The 21,638-nt window shown below is 75.2% G+C and carries 21 protein-coding genes; 4 read left to right on the forward strand and 17 right to left on the reverse strand.

All coding sequences use genetic code 11. The features are described from left to right. Positions 1 to 33: 33 nt before the first annotated feature. The 8 genes from FB458_RS03700 to FB458_RS03735 all read right to left on the reverse strand — a co-directional run bounded on the left by FB458_RS03700 (position 34) and on the right by FB458_RS03735 (position 7,093). On the reverse strand, positions 34 to 360 hold the full coding sequence (locus tag FB458_RS03700; RefSeq protein WP_246061047.1) for a DUF4229 domain-containing protein: 327 nt from the start codon (positions 358 to 360) through the stop codon (positions 34 to 36). After that, entirely contained in the window at positions 357 to 1,427 is a 1,071-nt protein-coding gene (gene ccsB / locus FB458_RS03705; protein ID WP_141846880.1) for a c-type cytochrome biogenesis protein CcsB, read from the reverse strand. The genes FB458_RS03700 and ccsB overlap by 4 nt, the downstream gene beginning before the upstream one ends. Next, the gene (gene resB / locus FB458_RS03710; protein ID WP_141846882.1) at positions 1,417 to 3,102 is read right to left on the reverse strand and encodes a cytochrome c biogenesis protein ResB; all 1,686 of its coding nucleotides are present in this window, start codon (positions 3,100 to 3,102) and stop codon (positions 1,417 to 1,419) included. The genes ccsB and resB overlap by 11 nt, the downstream gene beginning before the upstream one ends. 7 nt (positions 3,103 to 3,109) lie before the next feature. Further along, positions 3,110 to 3,865, reverse strand: a complete 756-nt coding sequence (locus FB458_RS03715; RefSeq protein WP_141846884.1) for a cytochrome c biogenesis CcdA family protein — start codon at positions 3,863 to 3,865, stop codon at positions 3,110 to 3,112. Positions 3,866 to 3,869: 4 nt separating this feature from the next. Continuing rightward, positions 3,870 to 4,496, reverse strand: a complete 627-nt coding sequence (locus FB458_RS03720) for a TlpA family protein disulfide reductase (RefSeq protein ID WP_141846886.1) — start codon at positions 4,494 to 4,496, stop codon at positions 3,870 to 3,872. Beyond that, positions 4,493 to 5,134 (reverse strand): histidine phosphatase family protein, encoded by a 642-nt coding sequence (locus tag FB458_RS03725; RefSeq protein WP_141846888.1) that lies wholly within the window; start codon positions 5,132 to 5,134, stop codon positions 4,493 to 4,495. Before FB458_RS03725 ends, FB458_RS03720 begins: the two co-directional genes overlap by 4 nt. Beyond that, positions 5,131 to 6,441, reverse strand: coding sequence for a glutamate-1-semialdehyde 2,1-aminomutase (hemL, locus tag FB458_RS03730; RefSeq protein WP_141850307.1), 1,311 nt, complete (start codon positions 6,439 to 6,441; stop codon positions 5,131 to 5,133). The genes FB458_RS03725 and hemL overlap by 4 nt, the downstream gene beginning before the upstream one ends. A 154-nt stretch (positions 6,442 to 6,595) precedes the next feature. Next, positions 6,596 to 7,093, reverse strand: a complete 498-nt coding sequence (locus FB458_RS03735; RefSeq protein WP_141846890.1) for a MarR family winged helix-turn-helix transcriptional regulator — start codon at positions 7,091 to 7,093, stop codon at positions 6,596 to 6,598. A 159-nt stretch (positions 7,094 to 7,252) separates the two neighbouring features. Here FB458_RS03735 and FB458_RS03740 point away from each other — a divergent pair, with 159 nt between their 5' ends. Both FB458_RS03740 and FB458_RS03745 read left to right on the forward strand, forming a co-directional pair. Next, positions 7,253 to 7,786: a YceI family protein gene (locus tag FB458_RS03740; RefSeq protein ID WP_141846892.1), complete on the forward strand. Its 534-nt coding sequence runs from the start codon at positions 7,253 to 7,255 to the stop codon at positions 7,784 to 7,786. Between the two features lie 308 nt (positions 7,787 to 8,094). After that, positions 8,095 to 9,168: a type IV toxin-antitoxin system AbiEi family antitoxin domain-containing protein gene (locus tag FB458_RS03745; RefSeq protein ID WP_170185557.1), complete on the forward strand. Its 1,074-nt coding sequence runs from the start codon at positions 8,095 to 8,097 to the stop codon at positions 9,166 to 9,168. Between the two features lie 63 nt (positions 9,169 to 9,231). On the opposite strand, the gene hemB is transcribed toward FB458_RS03745, so the two are convergent. From hemB to FB458_RS03775, 6 genes are all read right to left on the reverse strand, one after another. Then, complete coding sequence (gene hemB, locus FB458_RS03750) at positions 9,232 to 10,212, reverse strand: porphobilinogen synthase (protein ID WP_141850308.1); 981 nt, start codon at positions 10,210 to 10,212, stop codon at positions 9,232 to 9,234. Between the two features lie 32 nt (positions 10,213 to 10,244). After that, positions 10,245 to 11,891 (reverse strand): bifunctional uroporphyrinogen-III C-methyltransferase/uroporphyrinogen-III synthase, encoded by a 1,647-nt coding sequence (locus tag FB458_RS03755; protein ID WP_141846896.1) that lies wholly within the window; start codon positions 11,889 to 11,891, stop codon positions 10,245 to 10,247. Further along, the gene (gene hemC / locus FB458_RS03760; RefSeq protein ID WP_141846899.1) at positions 11,888 to 12,973 is read right to left on the reverse strand and encodes a hydroxymethylbilane synthase; all 1,086 of its coding nucleotides are present in this window, start codon (positions 12,971 to 12,973) and stop codon (positions 11,888 to 11,890) included. The genes FB458_RS03755 and hemC overlap by 4 nt, the downstream gene beginning before the upstream one ends. Continuing rightward, positions 12,970 to 14,319 (reverse strand): glutamyl-tRNA reductase, encoded by a 1,350-nt coding sequence (locus FB458_RS03765; RefSeq protein ID WP_141846901.1) that lies wholly within the window; start codon positions 14,317 to 14,319, stop codon positions 12,970 to 12,972. Before FB458_RS03765 ends, hemC begins: the two co-directional genes overlap by 4 nt. After that, a complete protein-coding gene (locus FB458_RS03770) occupies positions 14,316 to 15,011 on the reverse strand; it encodes a redox-sensing transcriptional repressor Rex (protein ID WP_141850309.1) in 696 nt (231 codons plus the stop codon). The genes FB458_RS03765 and FB458_RS03770 overlap by 4 nt, the downstream gene beginning before the upstream one ends. A 180-nt stretch (positions 15,012 to 15,191) precedes the next feature. Continuing rightward, on the reverse strand, positions 15,192 to 15,524 hold the full coding sequence (locus tag FB458_RS03775; protein WP_141846903.1) for a glutaredoxin family protein: 333 nt from the start codon (positions 15,522 to 15,524) through the stop codon (positions 15,192 to 15,194). A 190-nt stretch (positions 15,525 to 15,714) separates the two neighbouring features. On the opposite strand from FB458_RS03775, the gene FB458_RS03780 reads away from it, so the two are divergent. Beyond that, positions 15,715 to 16,452, forward strand: a complete 738-nt coding sequence (locus tag FB458_RS03780; protein ID WP_246061048.1) for a sigma-70 family RNA polymerase sigma factor — start codon at positions 15,715 to 15,717, stop codon at positions 16,450 to 16,452. Positions 16,453 to 16,582: 130 nt separating this feature from the next. Next, positions 16,583 to 17,962: a DUF5667 domain-containing protein gene (locus tag FB458_RS03785; RefSeq protein WP_141846907.1), complete on the forward strand. Its 1,380-nt coding sequence runs from the start codon at positions 16,583 to 16,585 to the stop codon at positions 17,960 to 17,962. A gap of 21 nt (positions 17,963 to 17,983) precedes the next feature. Here the strand turns inward: FB458_RS03785 and FB458_RS03790 are convergent, their stop codons facing one another. The 3 genes from FB458_RS03790 to FB458_RS03800 all read right to left on the reverse strand — a co-directional run bounded on the left by FB458_RS03790 (position 17,984) and on the right by FB458_RS03800 (position 21,578). Further along, on the reverse strand, positions 17,984 to 19,654 hold the full coding sequence (locus tag FB458_RS03790) for a lysophospholipid acyltransferase family protein (RefSeq protein ID WP_141846909.1): 1,671 nt from the start codon (positions 19,652 to 19,654) through the stop codon (positions 17,984 to 17,986). Continuing rightward, positions 19,654 to 20,715 (reverse strand): NAD-dependent epimerase/dehydratase family protein, encoded by a 1,062-nt coding sequence (locus FB458_RS03795; protein WP_141846911.1) that lies wholly within the window; start codon positions 20,713 to 20,715, stop codon positions 19,654 to 19,656. Before FB458_RS03795 ends, FB458_RS03790 begins: the two co-directional genes overlap by 1 nt. A gap of 110 nt (positions 20,716 to 20,825) precedes the next feature. After that, a complete protein-coding gene (locus FB458_RS03800) occupies positions 20,826 to 21,578 on the reverse strand; it encodes an enoyl-CoA hydratase-related protein (RefSeq protein ID WP_141846913.1) in 753 nt (250 codons plus the stop codon). Positions 21,579 to 21,638: the final 60 nt, after the last annotated feature.

Consider the following 21,638-nt stretch of genomic DNA (forward strand, 5'->3'; position numbering starts at 1 on the left):
GAGCCTGGAGGACGTGGGGTTTCCTGTGTTCGGTCAGCGGTCGAGCTCGGCGTCCTCGGCGTCCTCGTCCTCGCCCTGGACCCGGCGCCGCTCGGAACGCCGCTCGGCCCGGGTGGCGAGGGCGTCGGTCATGACGTCGCGGTCGCGGCGCAGGAAGAAGAACGAGACGGCGGCCGAGGCGACGGCGGCGAGGACGAGCAGCCACGGCTGCTGCGCCTCCGAGCGCAGGCCGAGCAGCCAGAAGAGGATGAGGAAGCCGAAGAAGATCAGCAGCCGCAGCAGGGTGTAGCGCACGACGACGCCACCGACCGGCGGCTTGCGGGGCGGCATCCCGCCCTCGGGCGTGGTCTCGTCGGTCACTTCAGCCCCGAGTAGCTGTGCAGGCCGGACGCGTAGAGGTTGACGACGGTGAAGTTGAGCAGCACGCAGACGTAGCCGGCGAGGGCGATCCAGGTCGCCTTGCGCGGCTCCCAGCCGGCGGTCGCGCGGGCGTGCATGTAGGCCGCGTAGATGACCCAGATGACGAAGGTCCACACCTCCTTGGGGTCCCACGACCAGTAGGTGCTCCACGCCTTCTGCGCCCAGATCGCGCCGGCGATGAGGGTGAAGGTCCACAGGATGAAGCCGACCATGTTCCACCCGTAGGCGGTGCGCTCGAGCCGGGCGGCCGACGGCAGCGTCTCGAGGAAGCTGCCCTTGCCCATCCCCTTCTCCTCGCGCCGCTTCTTGGCCAGGTAGACGATCCCGAGCGAGAACCCGATGGTCATCACGCCGATGGCGAGGATGGCGACGGTGACGTGGATGACCAGCCACACGCTGCGCAGCGCCGGGACGAGCTCGGCGGCCTCGGTGTAGAACGCGAAGAGCGCGAGGCCGAGGGTCAGCAGGACCGGCCCGACGACGAAGAGGCCGAGCCACTCCCACTTGTTGCGCTTGGCCAGCGCGCTGTAGACGACCGCGACGGCGGCGGCGCCGGCCACCGCGAACTCGAACATGTTGCCCCACGGCGGGCGCATCACCGCGACCCCGCGCAGCACCACGGACGCGACGACGAGCGCCGTCCCGAGGTAGGTGACCGTGAGCGCCGTACCCGCGCTCTTGCGGGCGCGCGGCGACGGCTCGGCGGCGACCATCCCGTCGTCGTCCCCCTCCCCCGCCCGTACGGCGTCCTGCGACGGCCCGTCGGTGGGAGCCCCCGCCCCCACCAGCTCGCGGCTGCGGCGCCGGGTGCTCCCGCGCGACCCGGCGGCGCTGCGCTCGACCCGCTCCGGCCCGAGCGCCGCGAGGTGCGCGGCGAAGAGCAGCATGGCGATGGTGAAGACGGCCATCGCCGAGTAGAGGGCGAGGTTGGAGTACCCGACCAGCGTCGTGGACACGGTCGGGTCGACGTCGACCGCCGGGGTGGCGGTGAGGACCTCAGCGAACATGGTTCCGTCCTTCGGAGAGCTCGTCGCGCAGGCCGGCCAGCATCGGGCGCAGGCCCGGGTCGGCGTTCTTGGCCAGCCCGCCGATGGTGACCACGGTACGTGGTCGGGCTGGGGGGTCGGGAGTCGAGTCGGTCCCGGTCGTCGTCCCGGTTATCGTCCCGGCCGTCGTCGTGGGTGCGGGCTCGGCCCGGACGAAGACGCGCCGGCGGCGCACGAGCAGCGAGCCGAGCAGCCCGAGCAGGGCGGCGAGGGACGCCACGAGGGTGGGGCCCTTGCCGGGGTCGACCCGGGCCGAGAGCCCGGCCCACCGGTCGACCTTGTCGAAGGTCACCGTCCCGCGGCCGCCGGGCAGCTGCACGGTCTGGCCGGGCTTGAGCCGCAGCAGCAGCGGCTTGCCCTGCGCGTTGGGGACCTCCGTGAGCCCGCTCGTGTCGAGCGAGTAGACCGACTGCGGCCGGCCGCCGGGGAACAGGTCGCCCTCCCACACCGACATGACGAGCTCGGGGTCGAGCAGGTCGGGGAAGCGCGACTGCGGCCCGTTGGCGAAGGTCTCGTCGGCGGTCGGGGTGAAGACCCCGCTGAAGCCGAGCTGCTGCGGCGACGCGGCGTTGACCTTGACCGCGCCGGTCGACGTGTAGTTGTTGTCCTGGGCGAGGAACGGCGTCGGCTGGCTGTAGAGCACCTCCCCCTTGGCGTCGCGCACGGTGATGACGGGCGAGTAGCCGTTGCCGAGGAGGAAGACGTCGACGCCGTCGAGGGTGACCGGGTGGTTGGGGCTGATGGTCTCCGCGACCGGCTTCTGCCCGGGCTGCTGCGTCGTGTCGACGTACGCGGTGAACTCGCGCGGCGCGCCGAACTGGGCCCCGCGCACCTGCTCCTCGAAGCGGACCTCGAGCTTCCTCAGCGCGATGGAGAACGGCGGGATCGACGACAGGTCGGTCAGCGGCGCCGGAGAGACGGTGTTGTACGACGACACGCTGCTGGCGAAGGTGTCGCCCTCGCTGACGATGACGTCGCCGCGCCAGCCGAAGAGGTGGCTGATGGCGACGCCGACGATGACCGCGCAGAGCGCGACGTGGAAGACGAGGTTGCCGGTCTCGCGCAGGTAGCCGCTCTCGGCCGACACGGCGCCGTCGCGCACCTCGACCCGGTAGCGCCGGCTCCTCAGCAGCGTGCGGGCCTGCTCGAGCGCCTCGTCGGGGGTGCCGTCCAGCTCGAACCGCACGTGGTCGTCGAGCCGCTCCAGCCGCCGCGGCGCCCGCGGCGGCCGCGAGCGCAGCGCCCGCCAGTGCAGCCGGCTGCGGGGGATGATGCAGCCGAGCAGCGAGACGACGAGCAGCAGGTAGATCGAGGCGAACCACGGCGAGGCGTAGACGTCGAAGAACCCCATCGCGTCGAGGACCGGACCGAGGGTGCGGTGTGCGTCGAGGTAGTCGGTGACCCGGACGGCGTCGATGTCGCGCTGCGGGAAGATCGACCCCGGCACCGCGGCGACCGACAGCAGGAGCAGCAGGAAGAGCGCGGTGCGCATCGACGTCAGCTGGCGCCAGGCCCAGCGCAGCCACCCCAGCGGTCCGAGCCGGGGCTGGGTGATCGGCTCCCGCGGCGGTACGGCGCCCCCGGGAGGGCCCCCGGAGGACGGTGCGGTGGAGCCGCGCGTCGACGTGCTCGTCATGACCGCCTCACAGCGCCGTCTCGAAGGTGCCGACGAGGTGCGCCTGGACCCAGGTCGTCACCTCGGTCCAGGTGCCGGTGACCATGAGCAGCCCCAGCACGAGCAGGAGCGCGCCGCCGAACAGGTGGATCCCCTTCTGGTGCCGCCGGATCCACGACGCCTTGCCCATCCGCGCCCACCCGGCGGCGATGGCGAGGAAGGGCAGGCCGAGCCCGAGCGAGTAGGCGACGGCGAGGACGACCCCCCGTCCGACGACGCCCGCCCCGGCGGCCAGCGGCTGGAGCGCGAGGATCGCGGCGAGGGTGGGACCGGTGCACGGCGCCCACCCGAGGGCGAAGACGGCGCCGAGGACCGGTGCCCCGAGCAGCCCGGCCGGCGCGCGCCAGCGGGGCGCGAGCGTGCGCTGCGCCCCCCACCGCGACCCCATTCCCAGGAAGACGAGCGCGAGGACCAGGACGACCCCGCCACCGACGCGCGTGAGCACGTCGAGGTGGTCGCGCAGCGCGTAGCCGACCGCCGACGCGACGACGAAGAGGGCGAGGAAGACGAGCGTGAAGCCGAGGACGAAGAGCAGCGCCCCGAGGACGAGCCGTGAGCGCCGGCGCTGCTCGAGCGTCGCGTCACCGAGGCCGGTGACGTAGCCGAGGAAGCCGGGCACGAGCGGCAGCACGCACGGCGAGGCGAAGGAGACGAACCCGGCCGCGAGCGCGACGAGCACCGCCAGCGGCAGCGCGCCGCTCGCGATCGTCCCGCCGGGGCCCACGGCCTCAGGCCTTCTCGGCCAGGACGTCGTCGACGACGCCGGTGAGGGTCGACTGCGAGGTGCCGCCGAGGACGCGGGCGGCGATCCGGCCCTGCCGGTCCAGGACGAGCGTCGTCGGGGTGGCGGTCGCCTTGCCCTGCAGCGCGAGCATCGGCTGGCCGCTGCTGGCCTGGTCGTTGATCGAGGGGTAGGTGACGCCGAGCCGCTGCAGGTACGCGGCTCCGGTCGCGGACGACTCCCGGGTGTCGATGCCGACGAAGACGACGTCCTTGCCGGCCTTCTCGTAGGCCGACCACGCCGACTGCAGGTGCGGCAGCTCCTCGGTGCACGGCCCGCACCAGGTCCCCCACACGTTGACGACGACGACCTTGCCGTCGCCCTCCTTCGCCATCGACCACGAGCCGCCGGTCACCGTCGTCCCGGACAGCTGGACGGCCGGTCCGCGCTGGCCGGCGGTCAGCTGCTCGACGCTGCCGTCGCCGGCGACGAAGCCCTTGTTGTCGCCCGCCTTGGCCTGGGCCGCCACGGAGTTCGGGTCGTCGGTGCAGGCGGCGAGCCCCAGCGCGAGGGCGCCGGCGACGAGCGCGCCGAGGCCGCGGCGCGTCGTACGGACGCCGAGGAGGCCGCTCATGCGCCCGCCGTCGTCGCCGCCCGCGGCAGCAGGGCCGCCGCGGGCTCGCTGTAGGTCACCGAGCGCAGGTCGTCGTCGGCGTACTCGAGCGACGTCAGCGAGGCGAGCGTGCACTCGCGCGAGCGGGGGTCGTGCCACAGGTGCTTCCTCTCGACGCGGCGACGGGCGGTCCACACCGGCAGCTGGTGCGAGACGAGGACGGCCTCGTGACCACGGGCGGCCTCGCGCGCGTCGGCGACGGCGGCGAGCATCCGCTCGGCGATCTCCTCGTAGGGCTCGCCCCAGCTGGGCTTGAACGGGTTGACGAGCCGTGGCCACGTGCCCGGCCGCGCGAGCGAGCCGGCACCGACACCGAACTGCTTGCCCTCGAACCAGTTCCCCGCCTCGATGAGCCGCGGGTCGGAGCCGACGGGCAGGTCGAGCGCCTGAGCGAGCGGCGCCGCCGTCTCCTGCGCGCGCTCCAGCGGCGAGGCGAGCAGGACCGTGACGTCGTGCGCGGCCAGGTGGTCGGCGACGACCTGCGCCATCCGGGCGCCGAGCTCGCTGAGGTGGTAGCCGGGCAGCCGCCCGTAGAGCACGCCCCGGGGGTTGTCGACCTCGCCGTGCCGCAGCAGGTGGACGACGGTGCGGGTGCTCACGACCCGCTCACCGCCGCGGCGGCCCGGGCCGCCTCGGGCAGCGCGGCGAGCACGTGCTCGACCGCCGCGTCGTCGTGGGACGCGCTGACGAACCACGCCTCGTAGGCGCTCGGCGGCAGGTGCACGCCCCGGCTGAGCATCGCGTGGAAGAAGGCCCGGAAGGCCTCGGTGTCCTGCGCCTTCGCGTCGTCGTACGACGTCACCGGGGCGTCGCGGAAGAAGACGCTGAACATCGAGCCGGCCCACTGCACCCGGTGCGGGACGCCGGCGGCGGCGAGCGCGTCGGACGCGCCGCCGGCGATGGCCTGCGAGACGACGTCGAGCCGCGCGTAGACCTCGTCGGTGCACCCGCGCAACGTGGCCAGGCCGGCCGCGGTGGCGACCGGGTTCCCCGAGAGGGTGCCCGCCTGGTAGACGGGGCCGGTCGGCGACAGCAGGGCCATGAGGTCGCGGCGGCCGCCGAAGGCCGCCGCCGGGAAGCCGCCGCCCATGACCTTGCCGAAGGTGAACAGGTCGGGGGCGCCGCCGTCGTACGGGCCCTCGAGGCCGTACCAGCCCGAGCGCGAGCAGCGGAAGCCGGTCATCACCTCGTCGGAGATGAGCAGCGCGCCGTGCGCGCGGGTGACCCGGCGCAGCGCCTCGGTGAAGCCGGGCAGCGGCGGGACGACGCCCATGTTGCCCGGCGAGGCCTCGGTGATGACGCAGGCGATCTCGTCGCCCCGGGCGGCGAACGCGGCCTCGAGGGCGGCGACGTCGTTGTAGGGCAGCACGATGGTCTCGGCGGCGGCGCTGGCCGGCACCCCGGCCGAGTCGGGCAGGCCGAAGGTCGCGATACCGGAGCCGGCGGCGGCGAGCAGCGCGTCGACGTGGCCGTGGTAGCAGCCGGCGAACTTCACGACGACCGAGCGGTTCGTCGCGCCGCGGGCGAGGCGGATCGCGGTCATCGTCGCCTCGGTGCCCGAGTTGACCAGCCGCACCTCCTCGACCGGGTCGACGCGGGAGACGATCTCCTCGGCGAGGGCGACCTCGTTCTCGCTGGGCGTCCCGAAGCTGAAGCCGCGGGTGGCCGCGTCGGTGACCGCCGCCAGCACGTCCGGGTGCGCGTGCCCGAGGATCATCGGGCCCCACGAGCAGATGAGGTCGACGTAGCGGCGGCCGTCGGCGTCGGTCAGCCACGGGCCCTGCGCCGAGGCCACGAAGCGCGGGGTGCCGCCGACGGCGCGGAACGCGCGGACGGGTGAGTTGACCCCGCCGGGGATCACCTGCTGGGCCCGCTCGAACAGCGCCTGCGAGGCCGGGGCGTCCATCGGGTACGACGGGGCCGGTGCGGTCTGGTCGGACGTCACCGGTGTGGTCATGGGTCCATTGTCGCAAGACCCACTGTGAGCACGGTGCGGGGCGGGCACCCGGGGTGACCGACCGCACAGCGGCGGGTCGGCGGGCGCCGTACGGGCGGGTCGGTCAGGCGCCCTCGGAGCAGCGGTCGGTGTCCGGGGCGGCGGTGACGACCTTGTCCATCGCGACGCCGAGGGCGGCGAACTCCTCGGTGCTCATGACGTCGACGAGGTGCCGCCGCACGCTCGCGACGTGCGCCGACGCCGCGTCGGCGATGACGTCGCGACCGGTGTCGGTGAGCACGAGCTCGACGCCGCGGCGGTCGCTCTCGCACGGCTGGCGCACGACCCAGCCGCGCTTCTCGAGGCGGGTGGCGGTGTGGGTGAGGCGGCTGCGCGACTGGACGACGATGTCGGCGAGCTCGGACATCCGCAGGCGGCCGCCGGGGGTCTCGCTGAGCATCGAGATGATCTCGTACTCGCTCAGCTGCAGGCCGTGCGCCTGCAGGTCGCGGTCGAGCGCCTCCTCGAGCATCCGGGTGCCGCGCAGGTAGGCCCGCCAGGCGCGCTGCTCGTCGGTGTCGAGCCAGCGGGTCGTCGGGAGGGCGGTGGTGGGCTGGGTCATGGGGACCTCCGTCGTCGTGATCGCCGACTTGTGGGCCGGGGCGGAATGATTTAATGTTCAACTGAGTTCGACGGAGTGTCAAGTCGCCGCCAGGCTAGCGAGCCCGGCCCGTCGGACCACGGACCTCACACCCACCCACCTCGACCTTCGGGAGCTCCCATGACCAGCATCAACGACCTGCCCGCCGGCACCTGGACCGTCGACCCGGCCCACTCCGAGCTCGGCTTCACCGCCCGCCACCTCATGGTGAGCAAGGTGCGCGGCAAGTTCGCCGACTTCACCGGCACCGTCGAGGTCGCCGACCCGGTCTCCGGCTCGAAGGTCACCGCCGCCGCCAAGCTCGCCTCCGTCGACACCGGCTCCGCCGACCGCGACGGCCACCTCAAGAGCCCCGACTTCTTCGACGTCGAGAACAACGAGGAGATGACCTTCGTCTCGACCTCGGTCTCCGACGACGAGCTGGTCGGCGACCTCACCATCAAGGGCATCACCCACCCGGTGACCTTCGACCTGGAGTTCAACGGCGTCCAGACCGACCCGTGGGGCAACACCAAGGCCGGCTTCGAGGCCACCGCGGACATCAACCGCAAGGACTGGGGCCTGAACTGGAACGCGGCCCTCGAGGGCGGCGGCGTCCTCGTCTCCGAGAAGATCAAGATCACCCTCGACATCCAGCTGCTCAAGACCGCCTGACGGTCCCATCGCCCGTACGGCGCCCCGCGGCGTCGTACCCCCTCGGCCGCGGCCGCGTCGTCACCCCCTGGACGGCGCGGCCGCTCCCGTCTCCCGGGACGACTTCTTGCTCTTAATGTGCCCGTCCTCACGCCGTTCAGACCCGGTTCGGGCAGGTCGGAAGCAAGAAGTCGTCTCTGGACGGCGCCGGGCTTCGCGCCGAGCGCGCGGCGGTCGCGTCGTCCACAGGCCCCGGCCCGTACGACGTCGTCCACAGGTTGCCGACCGCGGCGATCAGCGCCCGCCCCGGCGCGGCCACGCTGCGGACGGTGATCGATCTCGACGCCCCCCTCGCCTCTTTGGGGACGCTATTCACGTCGGCCGACGCCGCCGCGGCGGGCCTCTCGGCCAAGGTCCTGCGCCGCGCGGTCGCGGGCGGCCACGTCCGACGCCTGGCTCCCGGGCACTACGTCGTGACCGCCGCCTGGGACGCGACCCCGCCCCTCGCGCAGCACCTCGTGCTGGCGCGGGCCGCCCAGCGTCAGCGCCCCTGGGGCGTCGTCAGCCACCTGACGGCGGCCGCGGCGCACGGACTGCCTGTGCCGTCGGTGCTGCCGACGACCATCACGCTGACGACCGACCACGACACCGGCACCGCCAACGGGGGGATCGCGCGCCTGGAGCCGGCCGCGCTGTCCTCGTCCGCCGTCGTGGACCTCGACGGGCTCACCGTCACGAGCGTCGGGCGCACGGTGGTGGACTGCCTGCGCACCCTCCCCCTCGCGGACGGTGTCGCCCTGGTCGACGCCGCGTTGGCCTCCGGTGCCGTCACGGTGGCGGACCTGGAGCGGGAGCGAGCGTTCCAGAAGGGGTGGCCGTGGATCGGCGTCGCCGACTGCGGGCTGTGGCTGGCCGACCCCGTGAGGGAGAGCTGGTTCGAGTCGGTCAGCTTCACCCAGCTGTGGCTCGACGGGATCCCGGTGCCGCAGCACCAGGTCACCGTGCTGGACCACCGGGAGCGCTTCGTCGCCCGCGTCGACGGGCTGTGGGAGGGCAGGGCGTCGTCGGTGAGGCCGACGGCGCCGGCAAGTACCTGGGCCGGTACGACGGCTCCAAGCCTGACCCGGAGTCCGCTGCCCGCATCGTCCTGGACGAGAAGCGGCGCCAGGACCGGCTGTCCGAGCTGGGCCTCGAGGTCGTCCGGTGGTCACCGACCGATCCGCTCGTCGAACGGGCGGATCGGGTGCGCTGGGCGCTGGGACGGACCCCGCGCCCGTTCTCCGGCACGTTCGTCCCGGCCGAGCGGTCTCGCCACGGCTGGCGGACAGCGGTGGACGAGCCGGCACGCCGTACGGGCTGGAGACGCCCTCGCCCCACCTAGGAGGACGACTTCTTGCTTCTGAAGCGCCCCAATCGGCCCTCACGAGAGCAAAAACGGGCACTTCAGAAGCAAGAAGGCATCCTTGTCAGAGCCAGGTGGTGGCGGCCTCGAGGGCGTAGTAGGTGAGGATCACGCTCGCGCCGGCGCGCTTGATGGAGGTCAGGGACTCCAGGGCGCAGCGGCGGCGGTCGACCCACCCGTTGGCGGCGGCGGCCTCGATCATCGCGTACTCCCCCGACACCTGGTAGGCGGCGACGGGGACGTCGGCGACCTCGCGGGCGGCGGCGACGACATCGAGGTACGGCAGCGCGGGCTTGACCATGACGAGGTCGGCGCCCTCCTCGAGGTCGAGACGCAGCTCGCGCAGCGACTCGGTGAGGTTGGCGGGGTCCTGCTGGTACGTCGCGCGGTCGCCCTCGAGCGAGCTCTGCACGGCCTCGCGGAACGGCCCGAAGAACCCCGAGGCGTACTTCGCCGTGTAGGCGAGCACGACGACGTCCTCGAAGCCGGCGTCGTCGAGCGCCTCGCGCACGACGGCGACCTGGCCGTCCATCATCCCGCTCGGCCCGACGACGTGCGCCCCCGCGCGCGCCTGCGCCACCGCCATGTCGGCGTACCGCACGAGCGTCGCGTCGTTGTCGACGCGGCCGCGCTCGTCGAGCACGCCGCAGTGCCCGTGGTCGGTGAACTCGTCGAGGCACAGGTCGGCCATGAGGACGAGGTCGTCGCCGCACGCCTCGCGCACCCGGCGCAGCGCGACGTTGAGGATCCCGTCGTCCTCGGTCGCGCCCGACCCGACCGCGTCCTTGCCCTCGTCGCGCGGCACGCCGAAGACCATGAGCCCACCGACCCCGACCGCGACGCACTGCCGCGCGACGTCGACGAGCGAGTCGAGCGTGTGCTGCACGACCCCCGGCATCGAGGTGATCGGCGTGACCTCGGTGGCGCCCTCCTTGACGAAGACGGGCAGCACGAGGTCGCGCGGGTGCAGCCGCGTCTCCGCGACCAGCGCCCGCATCGCCGGAGACTGCCGCAGCCGCCGCGGCCGCACGACCGGTCGGGTCATCGAGCGACCCGACCCCTCGCCGTACGGCGTGCTCACTTGGCCTTGCGCCGGTTCGCCGGCTTCTTGTCGCTGGGCCGGCGCACCGGCTCGCCCGCCTCGGCGGCCGCGGCCGCGAGGCCGAGACCGTGCGCGGCGAGCGCGTCGACGAGCGCGTCGGACGACGCCTCGGGAGCGAGGACGTCGACCCGCAGCCCGTGCTCCTGCGCGGTCTTCGCGGTCGCCGGGCCGATGCAGGCCACGACGGTCGACGGGTGCGGCTTGCCGGCGATGCCGACGAGGTTGCGCACCGTCGAGCTCGACGTGAAGACGACGGCGTCGAAGCGCCCGGACTTGATCGCGTCGCGGACCTCGGCGGCCGGCGGGGCGGCGCGCACGGTCCGGTACGCCGTCACGTCGTCGACCTCCCAGCCCATCTCCACCAGACCGGCGACGAGGGTGTCGGTCGCGATGTCGGCCCGAGGCAGGAAGACCCGGTTGATCGGGTCGAGCAGCGCGTCGTACTCCGGCCAGTCGGCCAGCAGCCCGCCCGCCGACTGCTCGCCGCTGGGGACGAGGTCGGGGACGATGCCCCACGCCCTGAGCGCCTCGGCGGTGACCCCGCCGACGGCGGCGATCTTCAGCCCGGAGAAGGCCCGCGCGTCGAGCCCGAACTCGTCGAACTTCTCGCGCACCGCCCGCACCGCGTTGACCGACGTGAAGCCGACCCACTCGTAGCGACCGGTGACCAGACCCTTGACGGCCCGCTCCATCTGCTGCGGCGTGCGCGGCGGCTCGACGGAGATCGTCGGCACGACCTGCGCCGAGGCGCCGTACGTCGCCAGGCGGTCGATCGTCGCGCCCGCCTGGTCCTTGGTCCGGGGCACGAGCACCTCCCAGCCGAAGAGCGGCTTGGTCTCGAACCACGACAGCTCGTCGCGCATGGCGACGGTCGGGCCGACGACGGCCAGGGCCGGGAACTCGACCGAGGTGCCGTGCAGCACCGCGTCGACCTCGCCGAGGGTGCTGACCATCGTCGTCTGCCCGGTGGTGGTCCCGCGCTCGGTGATCGCGACCGGCGTCTGCGGCGACCGGCCGGCGGCGCGCAGCTCGGCGAGCGCCCCGCGCAGCGTCTCGGGCATCCCGAGGACGACGACGGTGACGTGGTCGGCGACGCCGGGCGTCCAGTCGCGGTGCGCCTCGGCGGCGTTGACGACGTGGACGGCGGTGGCCACCTTCGAGGTGAGGGGCACGCCGGCGTACGTCGGCACGGCCGTCACCGCGGTGACGCCGGGCACGACGTCGTAGCGCACGTCCGCCTTGCGCAGCGCCTGCGCCTCCTCGGCGAGCCCGTTGAACATCGACGGGTCGCCGTCCATGAGGCGGACGACGAGGCCCTGCTCGCCGACCTGCTTCGCGCAGCGCACGAGGAGCTTGGCGCGCGAGGCGCGGGTCAGCTCCTCGCCGTGCTCGCCGTGACCGGCGTCGACGACCTCGACGTCGGCGCGGGCGTGCCGGGCGAGCAGCTCGTCGCGGTGCATCTGGTCGGTGACGACGACGTCGGCGGCCGCGATGAGGTCGCGGGCGCGCAGGGTGAGCAGCCCGGGGTCGCCGGGGCCGGCGCCGACGAACGCGACCCGGCCGGGTCGGGTCCCGCGGGCGGCGCTCTTGCGGGCGGTGGGGGTGGTGGTGCTGGGGGTCACGTCACGTGCTCCGGGTGCTGGTCGGGTCGTGCAGGCTGGACGTCTCGCGGGGCGCCACCGGACGGGTCACCGTCCGGCAGCCCGGCTGGTCGCGACGGTGGCTCGCCGTCGAGGGGCCCCTCCACGAGCTCCTCGGCGAGCTCCTCGGCGAGGCCCTCGGTGAGGTCGGCGGCGCCGTCCTCGAGCAGGACGGCGGCGAGCCGGCGTCCGAGGTCGCCGGCGTCGGCCAGGGGCGCGGCCTCGCGCAGGGGGCCGACGAGCGAGCGGCGCAGGTCGGCGCTGCCGTCGGGGGCGGCGACGACCGCGCGCAGCGAGAGCTCCGCTCCGTCCTCGCCTTCGACGACCTCGGCGAGGGCGCCGACGGGGGCGGTGCACCCGGCCTCGAGGGCGGCGAGCAGGGCGCGCTCGGCGGTGACGGCGGCCCGGGTGTCGGGGTCGTCGAGGGCGGCGAGGACCGCCTGCAGGTCGGCGTCGTCCTCGCGGCACTCCACCGCGAGGGCGCCCTGGCCGGCGGCGGGCAGCACCTGGAGCGGGTCGAGGGTCTCGGTGACCTCGTCGAGCCGTTCGAGGCGGGCCAGCCCGGCCCGGGCGAGCACGACGGCGTCGTACTGGCCGGAGGCGACGAGCCCGAGGCGGGTGTCGACGTTGCCGCGCACCGGCCGCACGTCGAGCCCGAGGTCGAGGGCGCGCAGCTGCGCCGCGCGGCGCGGTGACCCGGTGCCGACGAGCGACCCGGCGGGCAGCTCGCCGAGCGTGAGCCCGTCGCGGGCGACGAGCGCGTCGCGCACGTCCTCGCGCACCGGGACGGCAGCGACGACGAGCCCCGGCTCGGGCGCGGTGGGCAGGTCCTTGAGCGAGTGGACGGCCAGGTCGACCTCGCCGTCCAGCAGCGCCCGGCGGATCGCCGCGGCGAAGACGCCCGTGCCGCCGATGGTCGTCAGGTGCTCCCGGCTGGTGTCGCCGTGGGTGGTGATCTCGACGAGCTCGACCTCGTGGCCGAGCTCGCGCAGCCGGGCCGCGACCCACGACGACTGGGTGGTCGCGAGGGCGCTGCGGCGGGTGCCGAGGCGCAGGACGGTCATCGCTCGCCTCCCCCGTCGGGCGCGGCGGCGGCGGGCTCGGGGGCCGGGACCGGCACCGTCGGCGGCGCGGACACCGACGCGACGTCGTGCGGGTCGAGGTCGAAGAGCTCGCGCAGGGCGGCCGCGTAGTCGCCGCCGTGCCCGTTGCTCGTCAGCTCCTTGATACGCACCGTCGGCGTGTGCAGCAGCTTCTCGACGATGCGGTGCACACCGCGGTGCACCTCCGCGCGGGTCTGGTCGTCGAGGTCGGGCAGCCGCTGGTCGAGGCGGGACAGCTCGGCGTCCATCACCCCGTGCGCCCGCGAGCGCAGGGCGGCGACGGTGGGGACGACGGACTGGGCCATCCGCCCGGTGAGGTACGACGCCACCTCGGCGGTGACGAGGTCGGTCACCGCCTGCACCTGCGGCAGCGAGGAGGTGGACGCCCCGGCCATCCGCCGACCGAGGCCGTCGAGGTCGACGACGGTGACCCCCGGCAGGTCCGCGACGGCGGGCTCGACGTCGCGGGGCAGTGCGAGGTCGAGCAGGACGAGCGGGCGCTCGGTGCGGCCGGCGGTCGCGGCGGCGACGAGGTCGCGGGTGAGCAGGTGGCCGAGCGACCCCGTCGAGGTGACCACGACGTCGGCCGCGGCCAGCGCGTCGGGCAGCTCCCCGAAGGGCCGGGCCTGCGCGTCGAGCGACGTCGCGAGCCGCTGCGCCTTGGCCGCCGTGCGGTTGACGACGGTGAGGGTGCCGGCGGCGTGCCGGGCGACGGTCGTGGCGGCGAGGCTGCTCATCCCGCCGGCGCCGACGACGAGCACGTCCGCGCGCCCGAGGGCGCCGACCCGCTCGACGGCGGCGTCGAGCCCGGCCTCGACGAGCGAGAGCGACACCTGGTCGATGGCCGTCTCGGCGTGGGCGCGCTTGCCGACCCGCAGCGCCTGCTGGACGAGCGAGTTGAGCGACGGGCCGGCGGTGCCGGACCCCTGTGCCGTGCGCAGGGCCGACCGCAGCTGCCCGAGCACCTGCGCCTCGCCGAGGGCCATCGAGTCCAGCCCGCAGGCGACGGTGAAGGCGTGGGCGACGGCGCGGTCCTCGTAGTGGACGTAGAGGTGGCGGCTGAGGTCGCCGATGGCCGCGCCGCTGGCGTGGGCCAGGGCCTCGCCGATCGTCGCGACGGCGCCGTGGAAGGTCACGACCTCGGCGTAGACCTCGAGCCGGTTGCAGGTGCTGAGGACGACGGCCTCGGCGACGCCCTCGCCGGCGACGACCCGCCGGGCCAGCGCGGCGGCGTCGGTCGTGGCCGCGGCCTCGAGCAGCTCGAGGGGCGCGGTGCGGTGCGACAGCCCGATGACGAGGACGCTCATCGCCCTACTCCTACCCCGTGGCCGACGTCCTGCCCCTGACCGGCGGCCAGCTGCTTGCGCTGCTCGTGGAAGGCCAGCACGTGCAGCTCGGTGGACAGGTCGACCCGGCGGACGTCGACGTCGCCGGGGACCGACAGCACGAGCGGCGCGAAGTTCAGCACCGACCGGACGCCGGCGCGCACCAGCGTGTCGCAGACCTGCTGCGCCGACCCGGCGGGGGTGGCGATGACGCCGATGCTGACGCCGCGGTCGGCGACGAGCCGCGGCAGGTCGGCCATGGGCTCGACGAGCACGTCGCCGATCCGGGTGCCGACGAGCGCGGCGTCCTCGTCGAAGAGGGCGGCGACGTGGAAGCCGCCGGTCGCGAAGCCGCTGTAGGCCGCGAGCGCGCGGCCGAGGTTGCCCATCCCGACGATGGCGACGGGCCAGTCCTGGGTGAGCCCGAGCGCCCGGCTGATCTCGAGGGCGAGGTGCTCGACGTCGTACCCGACCCCCCGGATGCCGTACGACCCGAGGTGGCTGAGATCCTTGCGCAGCTGCGTGGGTCGCACCCCGGCCGCCGTCGCGAGCTCCTCGGAGGAGACCGAGAGGACGCCGCGGTCGGCCGCGTCGGACAGGGCGCGCAGGTACTCCGGCAGGCGGGCCACGGTCGCGTCGGGGATGTCCCGGCGGGACGTGGGGTCGGCAGACATCGGGTGGCTCACCGGCTCCTTCCAGGTCAGCCGCGCGGCCGCCCACGAGGGGCGGTCCCCCGCGGGACGGGAGCGCTCAAACACCCCTCAGCGTAGGCGTTTGTGAACGCAGGCACAAAGTGAGCGAGGGGCTCCGAGGAGCGTGACGAACACCGCGTCCGCCAGGGTGGCGCGGGGCCGTCAGACGTGCTCCTGGCCACCCCGCGAGCCACCCCGGGCGGGGCGGGCGAGGGCGGCCCTCAGCCGGCTCTCGGAGACCCGCCAGAAGTCGTGCTGGACCCCGTCGACGAAGGTCACCGGCACCTGCTCGGAGTACCGCTCGCGCAGCCGCGGGTCGGCGTCGACGTCGACCTCGCGCCAGCCGACGCCGAGGTCGTCCGCCACCGCCGCGACGACGGTCCGCGCCTCGTCGCACAGGTGGCACCCGGCCCGCCCGAGGAGGGTCACCCGCGCCCGGTCGGCCCCCGCGCCCGGCAGGAGGTCGTCGTCGCGGCCCTCGCGCTGCTCGTCCATCCGGCCAGTCTCCCCCGGGTGGGACCCGACGGACGACCCCACCACCGCGGACGAAAGGGGCGAACGCCACGGATCGCCGCCCGTCCGACGCGACATCCCCGGGGCGGTGTCGCACACTGGGGCGGTCATGCTCGGCCCCACGCCCCTCCGTCGGACCGGATCCCCTCGGCGCACCGCCGCCCCGTGGTCCGTGCCGGGCGTCCGCGTCCGCTCCGCCGGGGCGCCGTACGGCGTCGTCGCCGTCGACTCCCTCGGCACCGGTGTTGCCGGGAACCTCGCCCTCCTGCGCGACCTGATCCTGCTCGCCTCGCTCGCGGACGGTGGGGGCGCCGGGGCCCCCGGCGGGCCCGCCCCGGCGCGGCCGGGTGAGCGCCCGGAGGGGTCGGAGCGGGTGGCCGCCCTCGTCGAGCTCGCCCAGCAGGGCGACGCGGAGGCCTTCGGCCAGCTCTACGCGCTGTACGTCGACACGGTCTACCGCTACGTGTACGCGCGGGTCGGCTCGCGGGCCACCGCCGAGGACCTCACCTCGGAGACCTTCGTGCGCGCGCTGCGCCGCATCGACTCGTTCAGCTGGCAGGGCCGCGACATCGCGGCGTGGTTCGTCACCATCGCGCGCAACCTCGTCATGGACAACGCCAAGTCGGCGCGGTTCCGCCTCGAGGTGAGCACCGGCGAGATGTTCGACGCCGACGAGCACGAGCCCGCGCCGGACCTCGAGGTCCTCGACCGGCTGCGCGACCGCCGGCTGCTCGAGGCGGTGCGCACCCTCAAGCCCGACCAGGCCGAGTGCGTCGTCCTGCGCTTCTTCCAGGGCCTCAGCCTCGCCGAGGTGGCGCTCGCCATGGGCCGCAGCGAGGGGGCGGTCAAGCAGCTGCAGCTGCGCGCCGTCCGGTCCCTGGCGCGCGAGCTGGGGGACGAGCTGCGATGAGCCCCCGCCCCTCCGAGAACGTTCTCGCACCCAGGTCCCCGAGCGGCGTAACCGCGACCGGCACCCGTCGTTGTGAGGGTGTGGGCGCCGTCGTCGCGTCCACCCGACCCGCCGCCGAGGAGGTGCCCGCATGGCCGGTCCGAGCCTCGGCCTGAGCGCGTGGCGCCCCGGTACGGCCGACGCGCTCGAGCGCGCGCTGTCCGGCGATCGCGCGGCCGCGGCGGACCCGCGGGTCGCCGACCTGCTGCCGACGGCGACCGCGCTGCGCGCCCTGCCGGACCTGCCCGGGCCGGACCCGGAGTTCGTCGCCGCGCTGGCCGCGCGGCTGGCCACCCAGGCGGCCACCCAGGCGGCCGCGCTCGCCGCCGCCTCCCCCGCCGGGGCGACGACGGGCCGCCGTACGGCGTCGCGCCCCGCCACCCCCGCACGGCGCCCGTCCGGCCGGCCGGTCGTCCTCGTCGTCGGCCGCTCGGTGCCCCGGCTCGCGGCCGGGCTGGTCGCCTCGCTCCTCGTCGTCGCCGCCGTCCTCGGGGTCGGCGCGCAGGGCTCGCTGCCCGGCCAGCCGCTCTACCCGGTCAAGCAGGTCGTCGACGCGGTCCAGGTGCAGCTGGCCGGGACCGATCTCGACCGCGGCACGGTGCAGCTGGCCCAGGCCGCCGACCACGTCGGCGAGGCCCGCCGGCTCGTCGCCGACGGCGCCCGACCGTCCGCCGACGACGTCGACACCGCGCTGCGGCTGGCCGCCGACCGCACCCGCGACGGCCGGACGTCCTTCCAGGCCGTGCCCGCCACCGACCGCGGAGAGGCCCTGGCGGCCCAGAGCCGCTTCCTCGAGCAGGTCGTCCCGCAGCTCGAGGACCTGCGCGCAGTGGTCCCGGACGGGTCGCTCGACAGCCTCACCGCCCTGCGCGGCCTGCTGGTCGGACTGGCCACCCAGGTGCGGCAGGAGCTGGCCGCCTGCCAGGGGTGCGCACCGCCGCTCCAGCTGGCCTCCGGGTTCGGCGACGCCGGCCCGGGCACCCGACCGGGGTCCGCGACGGCGGGCGCCGGTGCCGGTGCGTCGGGGGCGACCGGGTCGGCCGGGTCGGGGGTGCCCGCCCCGGGCGGCGGCTCCGTCGTCCCGGGGGCACCGGGCGCGACCGCGCTGCCGACCCCCGGTGCCACGAACCTGCCTTCGCTCGGCCTCGGGAACGGGACGCTGGGTGGCGGGGTGCAGGTGCCCGGGGTCGGTGCCGGGTCCTCGGGCGCGTCCGTCGGTGGCGGTGGCGTGGGGGCGACCCTGCCCGGGGTGACGGCGACCGTCGGCGTGCCCACCGTGACCGTCGGCAGCGGCGGGGTCGGGGTGGGTGGCGGCGGGGTGACGGTCGGCGGGTCCGGCACGTCCACCCCCGGGATCACCCTGCCCCTGCCGGGCGTGACGCTGGGCGGCTCGAGCGGCAGCCCCACCCTCGGGGTCGGGGGCGTGCCGGTGGTGAGCAGCACCTGCGTGCTGGGGATCTGCCCGCCCTGACGGGTCGCCGTACGGCGGCGTCTAGAAGAAGACCGAGCGGCGCTGCATGAGCAGCGAGTAGAGCGTCTGCTGGATCGTCTCGCGGATCTGGTCGGTGAGGTCGAAGACGAGCATCGGGTCCTCGGCGGCGCCGGGGCCGAGGTCCGCGGTCTCGACCGGGACGCCGAACTCGATGATCCACTTGCTCGGCAGCGGCACCATGCCGAGCGGACCGAGCAGCGGCCAGGTGGGGGTGACGGGCGCGTACGGCGACCCGAACAGCCGGGCGAGCGTCTTGAGGTTCCCGAGCAGCGGGTAGATCTCCTCGGCGCCGACGATCGAGCACGGGATGATCGGGACCCCGGCGGACACGGCCGCCGAGACGAACCCTCCGCGGCCGAACCGCTGGAGCTTGTAGCGCTCGCTGAACGGCTTGCCGATGCCCTTGAACCCCTCGGGCCAGACGCCGACGAGCTCACCCTCGCGCAGCAGCCGCTCCGCGTCGGGGTTGGTGGCGAGCGTCGAGCCGGACTTGCGGGCCAGCTGGCCGACGACCGGGGTGGAGAAGACGAGGTCGGCCCCGAGCATCCGCAGGTGCCGGTGCGTCGGGTGCTCGTCGTGGACGGCGACCTGGGTCATCAGCGCGTCCATCGGCAGCGTGCCGGAGTGGTTGGCGACGACGAGGCCGCCGCCCTCGGTGGGCAGGTTCTCGATGCCCCTGACCTCGACGCGGAACCAGCGCTGGTAGAGCGGGCGCAGCAGCGGCAGGTAGACGTGGTCGGTGAAGTCGCCGTCGAAGCCGAACTCGTCGACGGTGAACTCGCCGCTGAGCCGGCGCCGCAGGAAGGCCAGGGTCGCGGCGACCTGCTGCTCGACCTCCTCCGGCGTGACCCCGGTGGCGGCGACCACGGTGCGCAGCGCGGCGACCCCGGCCTGGAGCAGGTCCTCCAGGCCCGGGCGGATCCCCGCCGCGCCGGCGCTGTCGCCACCGACGGTCCGGGTCGTGGGTGCGACGCCGGCCGTCGCCCCGGGGCGCGGACGCGTGGGACGCCGGTCGGGCGTGCCGGTGGCACCGGGGGCCGGGACACCGAGGGCGTCGGGGGCGAGGTCGGGGACGGCGCGCAGCGGGCGGCGGGCGCGGGCCGCGGCCCGGCTGGCCACCCGGGCGCTGCCGGTGCGGGCCGGCCCGTCACCGGTGCGGCCTCGGCTGTCCACCCGGCTGCCCGAGCGGGCCAGCACGCCCGGCGAGGGGCGGGCCGGCAGCTCGGGGGCGGGCTGCGGGCGGTGCTTGCGGGCCCGGGACGGCGCGTCGGTGCCGGCCGCGGCGGGCGCGGGCGTGGTCGGCTCGGCCCCGTCCGAGGGCGGGCTCGCCGGCAGCTCGACCTCCTGCTGCGTCGAGCGGTCGAGGACGTCGGCGCCCGCGGCGACCGGTCCCGCCGGGGCGGCGGCCGGCAGCAGCGGGGTGCGGGTACGACGCGCCCGCTCGCCGCTCGCGCGGCGGGCGCCGGCCGCGAAGGCGTCGCGGCGCGGCGGGGCGGCCGACGGGGTGGCCGACGGGGTGGCCGGCGGGGCGGCCGGCGGGGTCGAGGCGCTCGCCGGCGCCTTCGTCGCCGCGGCCTTCGTCGTCGCCCCCTTCCCCCTCGTCGCGGCCTTCGTCGCGGAGGTCCTGGTCGTCGAGGCGGAGCGCGCGGTGGCGCCGGAGCCGGCAGCCATCAGTCGGTCCTCCCGGGGGTGAGGGCGTGGGTGAGGGCGGAGGCGGCGCTGGCCGCCGAGCCGGCGGCGGCGCCGGCGGCCTGGCCGACCGCGCCCGAGCCGGGGATCGGCCCGCCGACGTGGCCGGCGAAGGCGGTGAAGGCGGCCCGGGTCGTGTACGTCGGGTCGAAGCCGAGGACCTGGCGCATCCGCGTCGTGTCCAGTCCCCGGCCGTGGGCGAGGAACTCCATCTGGTCGGCCGAGAAGTCGGCGAGGCCGACCTGCCGGGCCAGGCCGCCGACGAGACCGGCCGCCGCCATCGGCAGCGGCAGGACGGGACGGCCGACGAGCGCGGCCGCCTGCAGGACGCTGATGACGCCGTCGCCGGCGACGTTGACGATGCCGCAGGCCTCGTCCGCCGTCGTCGCGGCGACCATGGCCGCCGTCGCGTCGGTCTCGTGGACGAACTGCAGCCGCGCGTCGAACCCGAACGGCACCGGCACGACCGGCAGCGAGAAGTAGTCGGTGAGCGCGGTGCGGATGCCGGGGCCGATGACGTTGGCGAAGCGCAGCATCGCCACCCCGACCTCGGGGCGGCGCCGTGAGAACCCGCGCACGTAGCCCTCGACCTCGACCGAGTCCTTGCCGAAACCGTTGCGGGGCATGGACTTCGGCACCATGTCCTCGGTGAACATCGCCGGGTCGCGCGGCGACGAGCCGTAGACCGCGGCCGAGGACTTGACGACGAGCCGCTGCAGGTCGGGCGCCTTCTGGCACGCCGCGAGCAGCTGCATCGTGCCGATGACGTTGATCTCCTTCTGGGAGGTGCGTCCACCGGCGGTGACGGGCGTGGCGATGACGTTCATGTGCACGACCGTGTCGACCCGCGCCTGCTGGATGATCTTGCCGATCATCGGGTTGCGGATGTCGGCGCGGACGAACTCGGCCCGGCCGATCGAGTGCGGCGGCGCGATGACGTCGACGCCGATGATCCGCTCGATCTCGCCGACACGGCTCAGCGCCTGCGCGAAGGCTCCGCCGAGGTAGCGCGAGACCCCCGTGACGAGCACCACCGACGCCACGAGACCTCCTGGCTGGCCGGACCGACGGACCCCGCCACCCTATCCGGCGACCCGGCGCGTCGCCTCCGCCCGGTGGTGGCGGTCACCGCCGAGCGCCCTCCGCCCGTCCCTCAGGGGGTACGGCGACGCCGCAGCGACCACATCTGCGGCGACCGCTCCAGCTCGACCGCGACGTCCCACGGCACCCCACCCGGGGCGGTCTCGCGCCGGAAGCTCGCGACGAGGTGGCGGGCCAGGGCGGGATCGCGGGCGACCCGGCTCGCGAGGGCCATCGCCGTCCCCTCGACGTCGGCGTCGTCGACGGCCGCCCAGGCCATGCCGAGCGCGGCGGCCCGCTCGCCGTCGACCTCCTCGCCGAACACGCCCATCGCGGCGGCGGCCTCCCTCCCGGCCGCCCGGTGCAGCAGGGTGAAGTGCCCGCCGCCGGGGTGGATCCCGATCTGGGCGAAGCCGGGCAGCAGCCGGGCGGTGCGCGAGACGACCCGCAGGTCGGTGGCGAGCGCCAGGTTGAGCCCGGCGCCGACGGCGGCGCCGCGGACGGCGGCGACGGTGGGCACCGTGGCCGTCCCGACGCGGGTGAACGCCTCGTAGACCGCGCCGAGGGCGCGGTAGCGGCCGTCCTCGACCGGGTCCTCCCCCGCGTCGGCGAGGACGCTCCGCTCGGCGCCGGCGCAGAAGTGGGGCCCGCCGGTCACGACGACGGCCCCGACCGCCGGGTCGCCGTCGGCCCGCGCGACCGCCGCGGCCAGCTCGCCGGCCATGGCGACGCTCAGCGCGTTGCGGCGCGACGGGGCGTCGAGGGTGAGGACGGCGACGCCGTCGACGACGTCGTACCGGACCTCGGGGACGGGTGCCTCGCTCATGCGCCCCACCTTGCCAGCCGCAGGACCCCGGTGGACGGCGCGAGGGCCCGGACCGTGGCG

This window comes from Lapillicoccus jejuensis, from assembly GCF_006715055.1.
In the GTDB taxonomy this organism is placed as follows: domain Bacteria; phylum Actinomycetota; class Actinomycetes; order Actinomycetales; family Dermatophilaceae; genus Lapillicoccus; species Lapillicoccus jejuensis.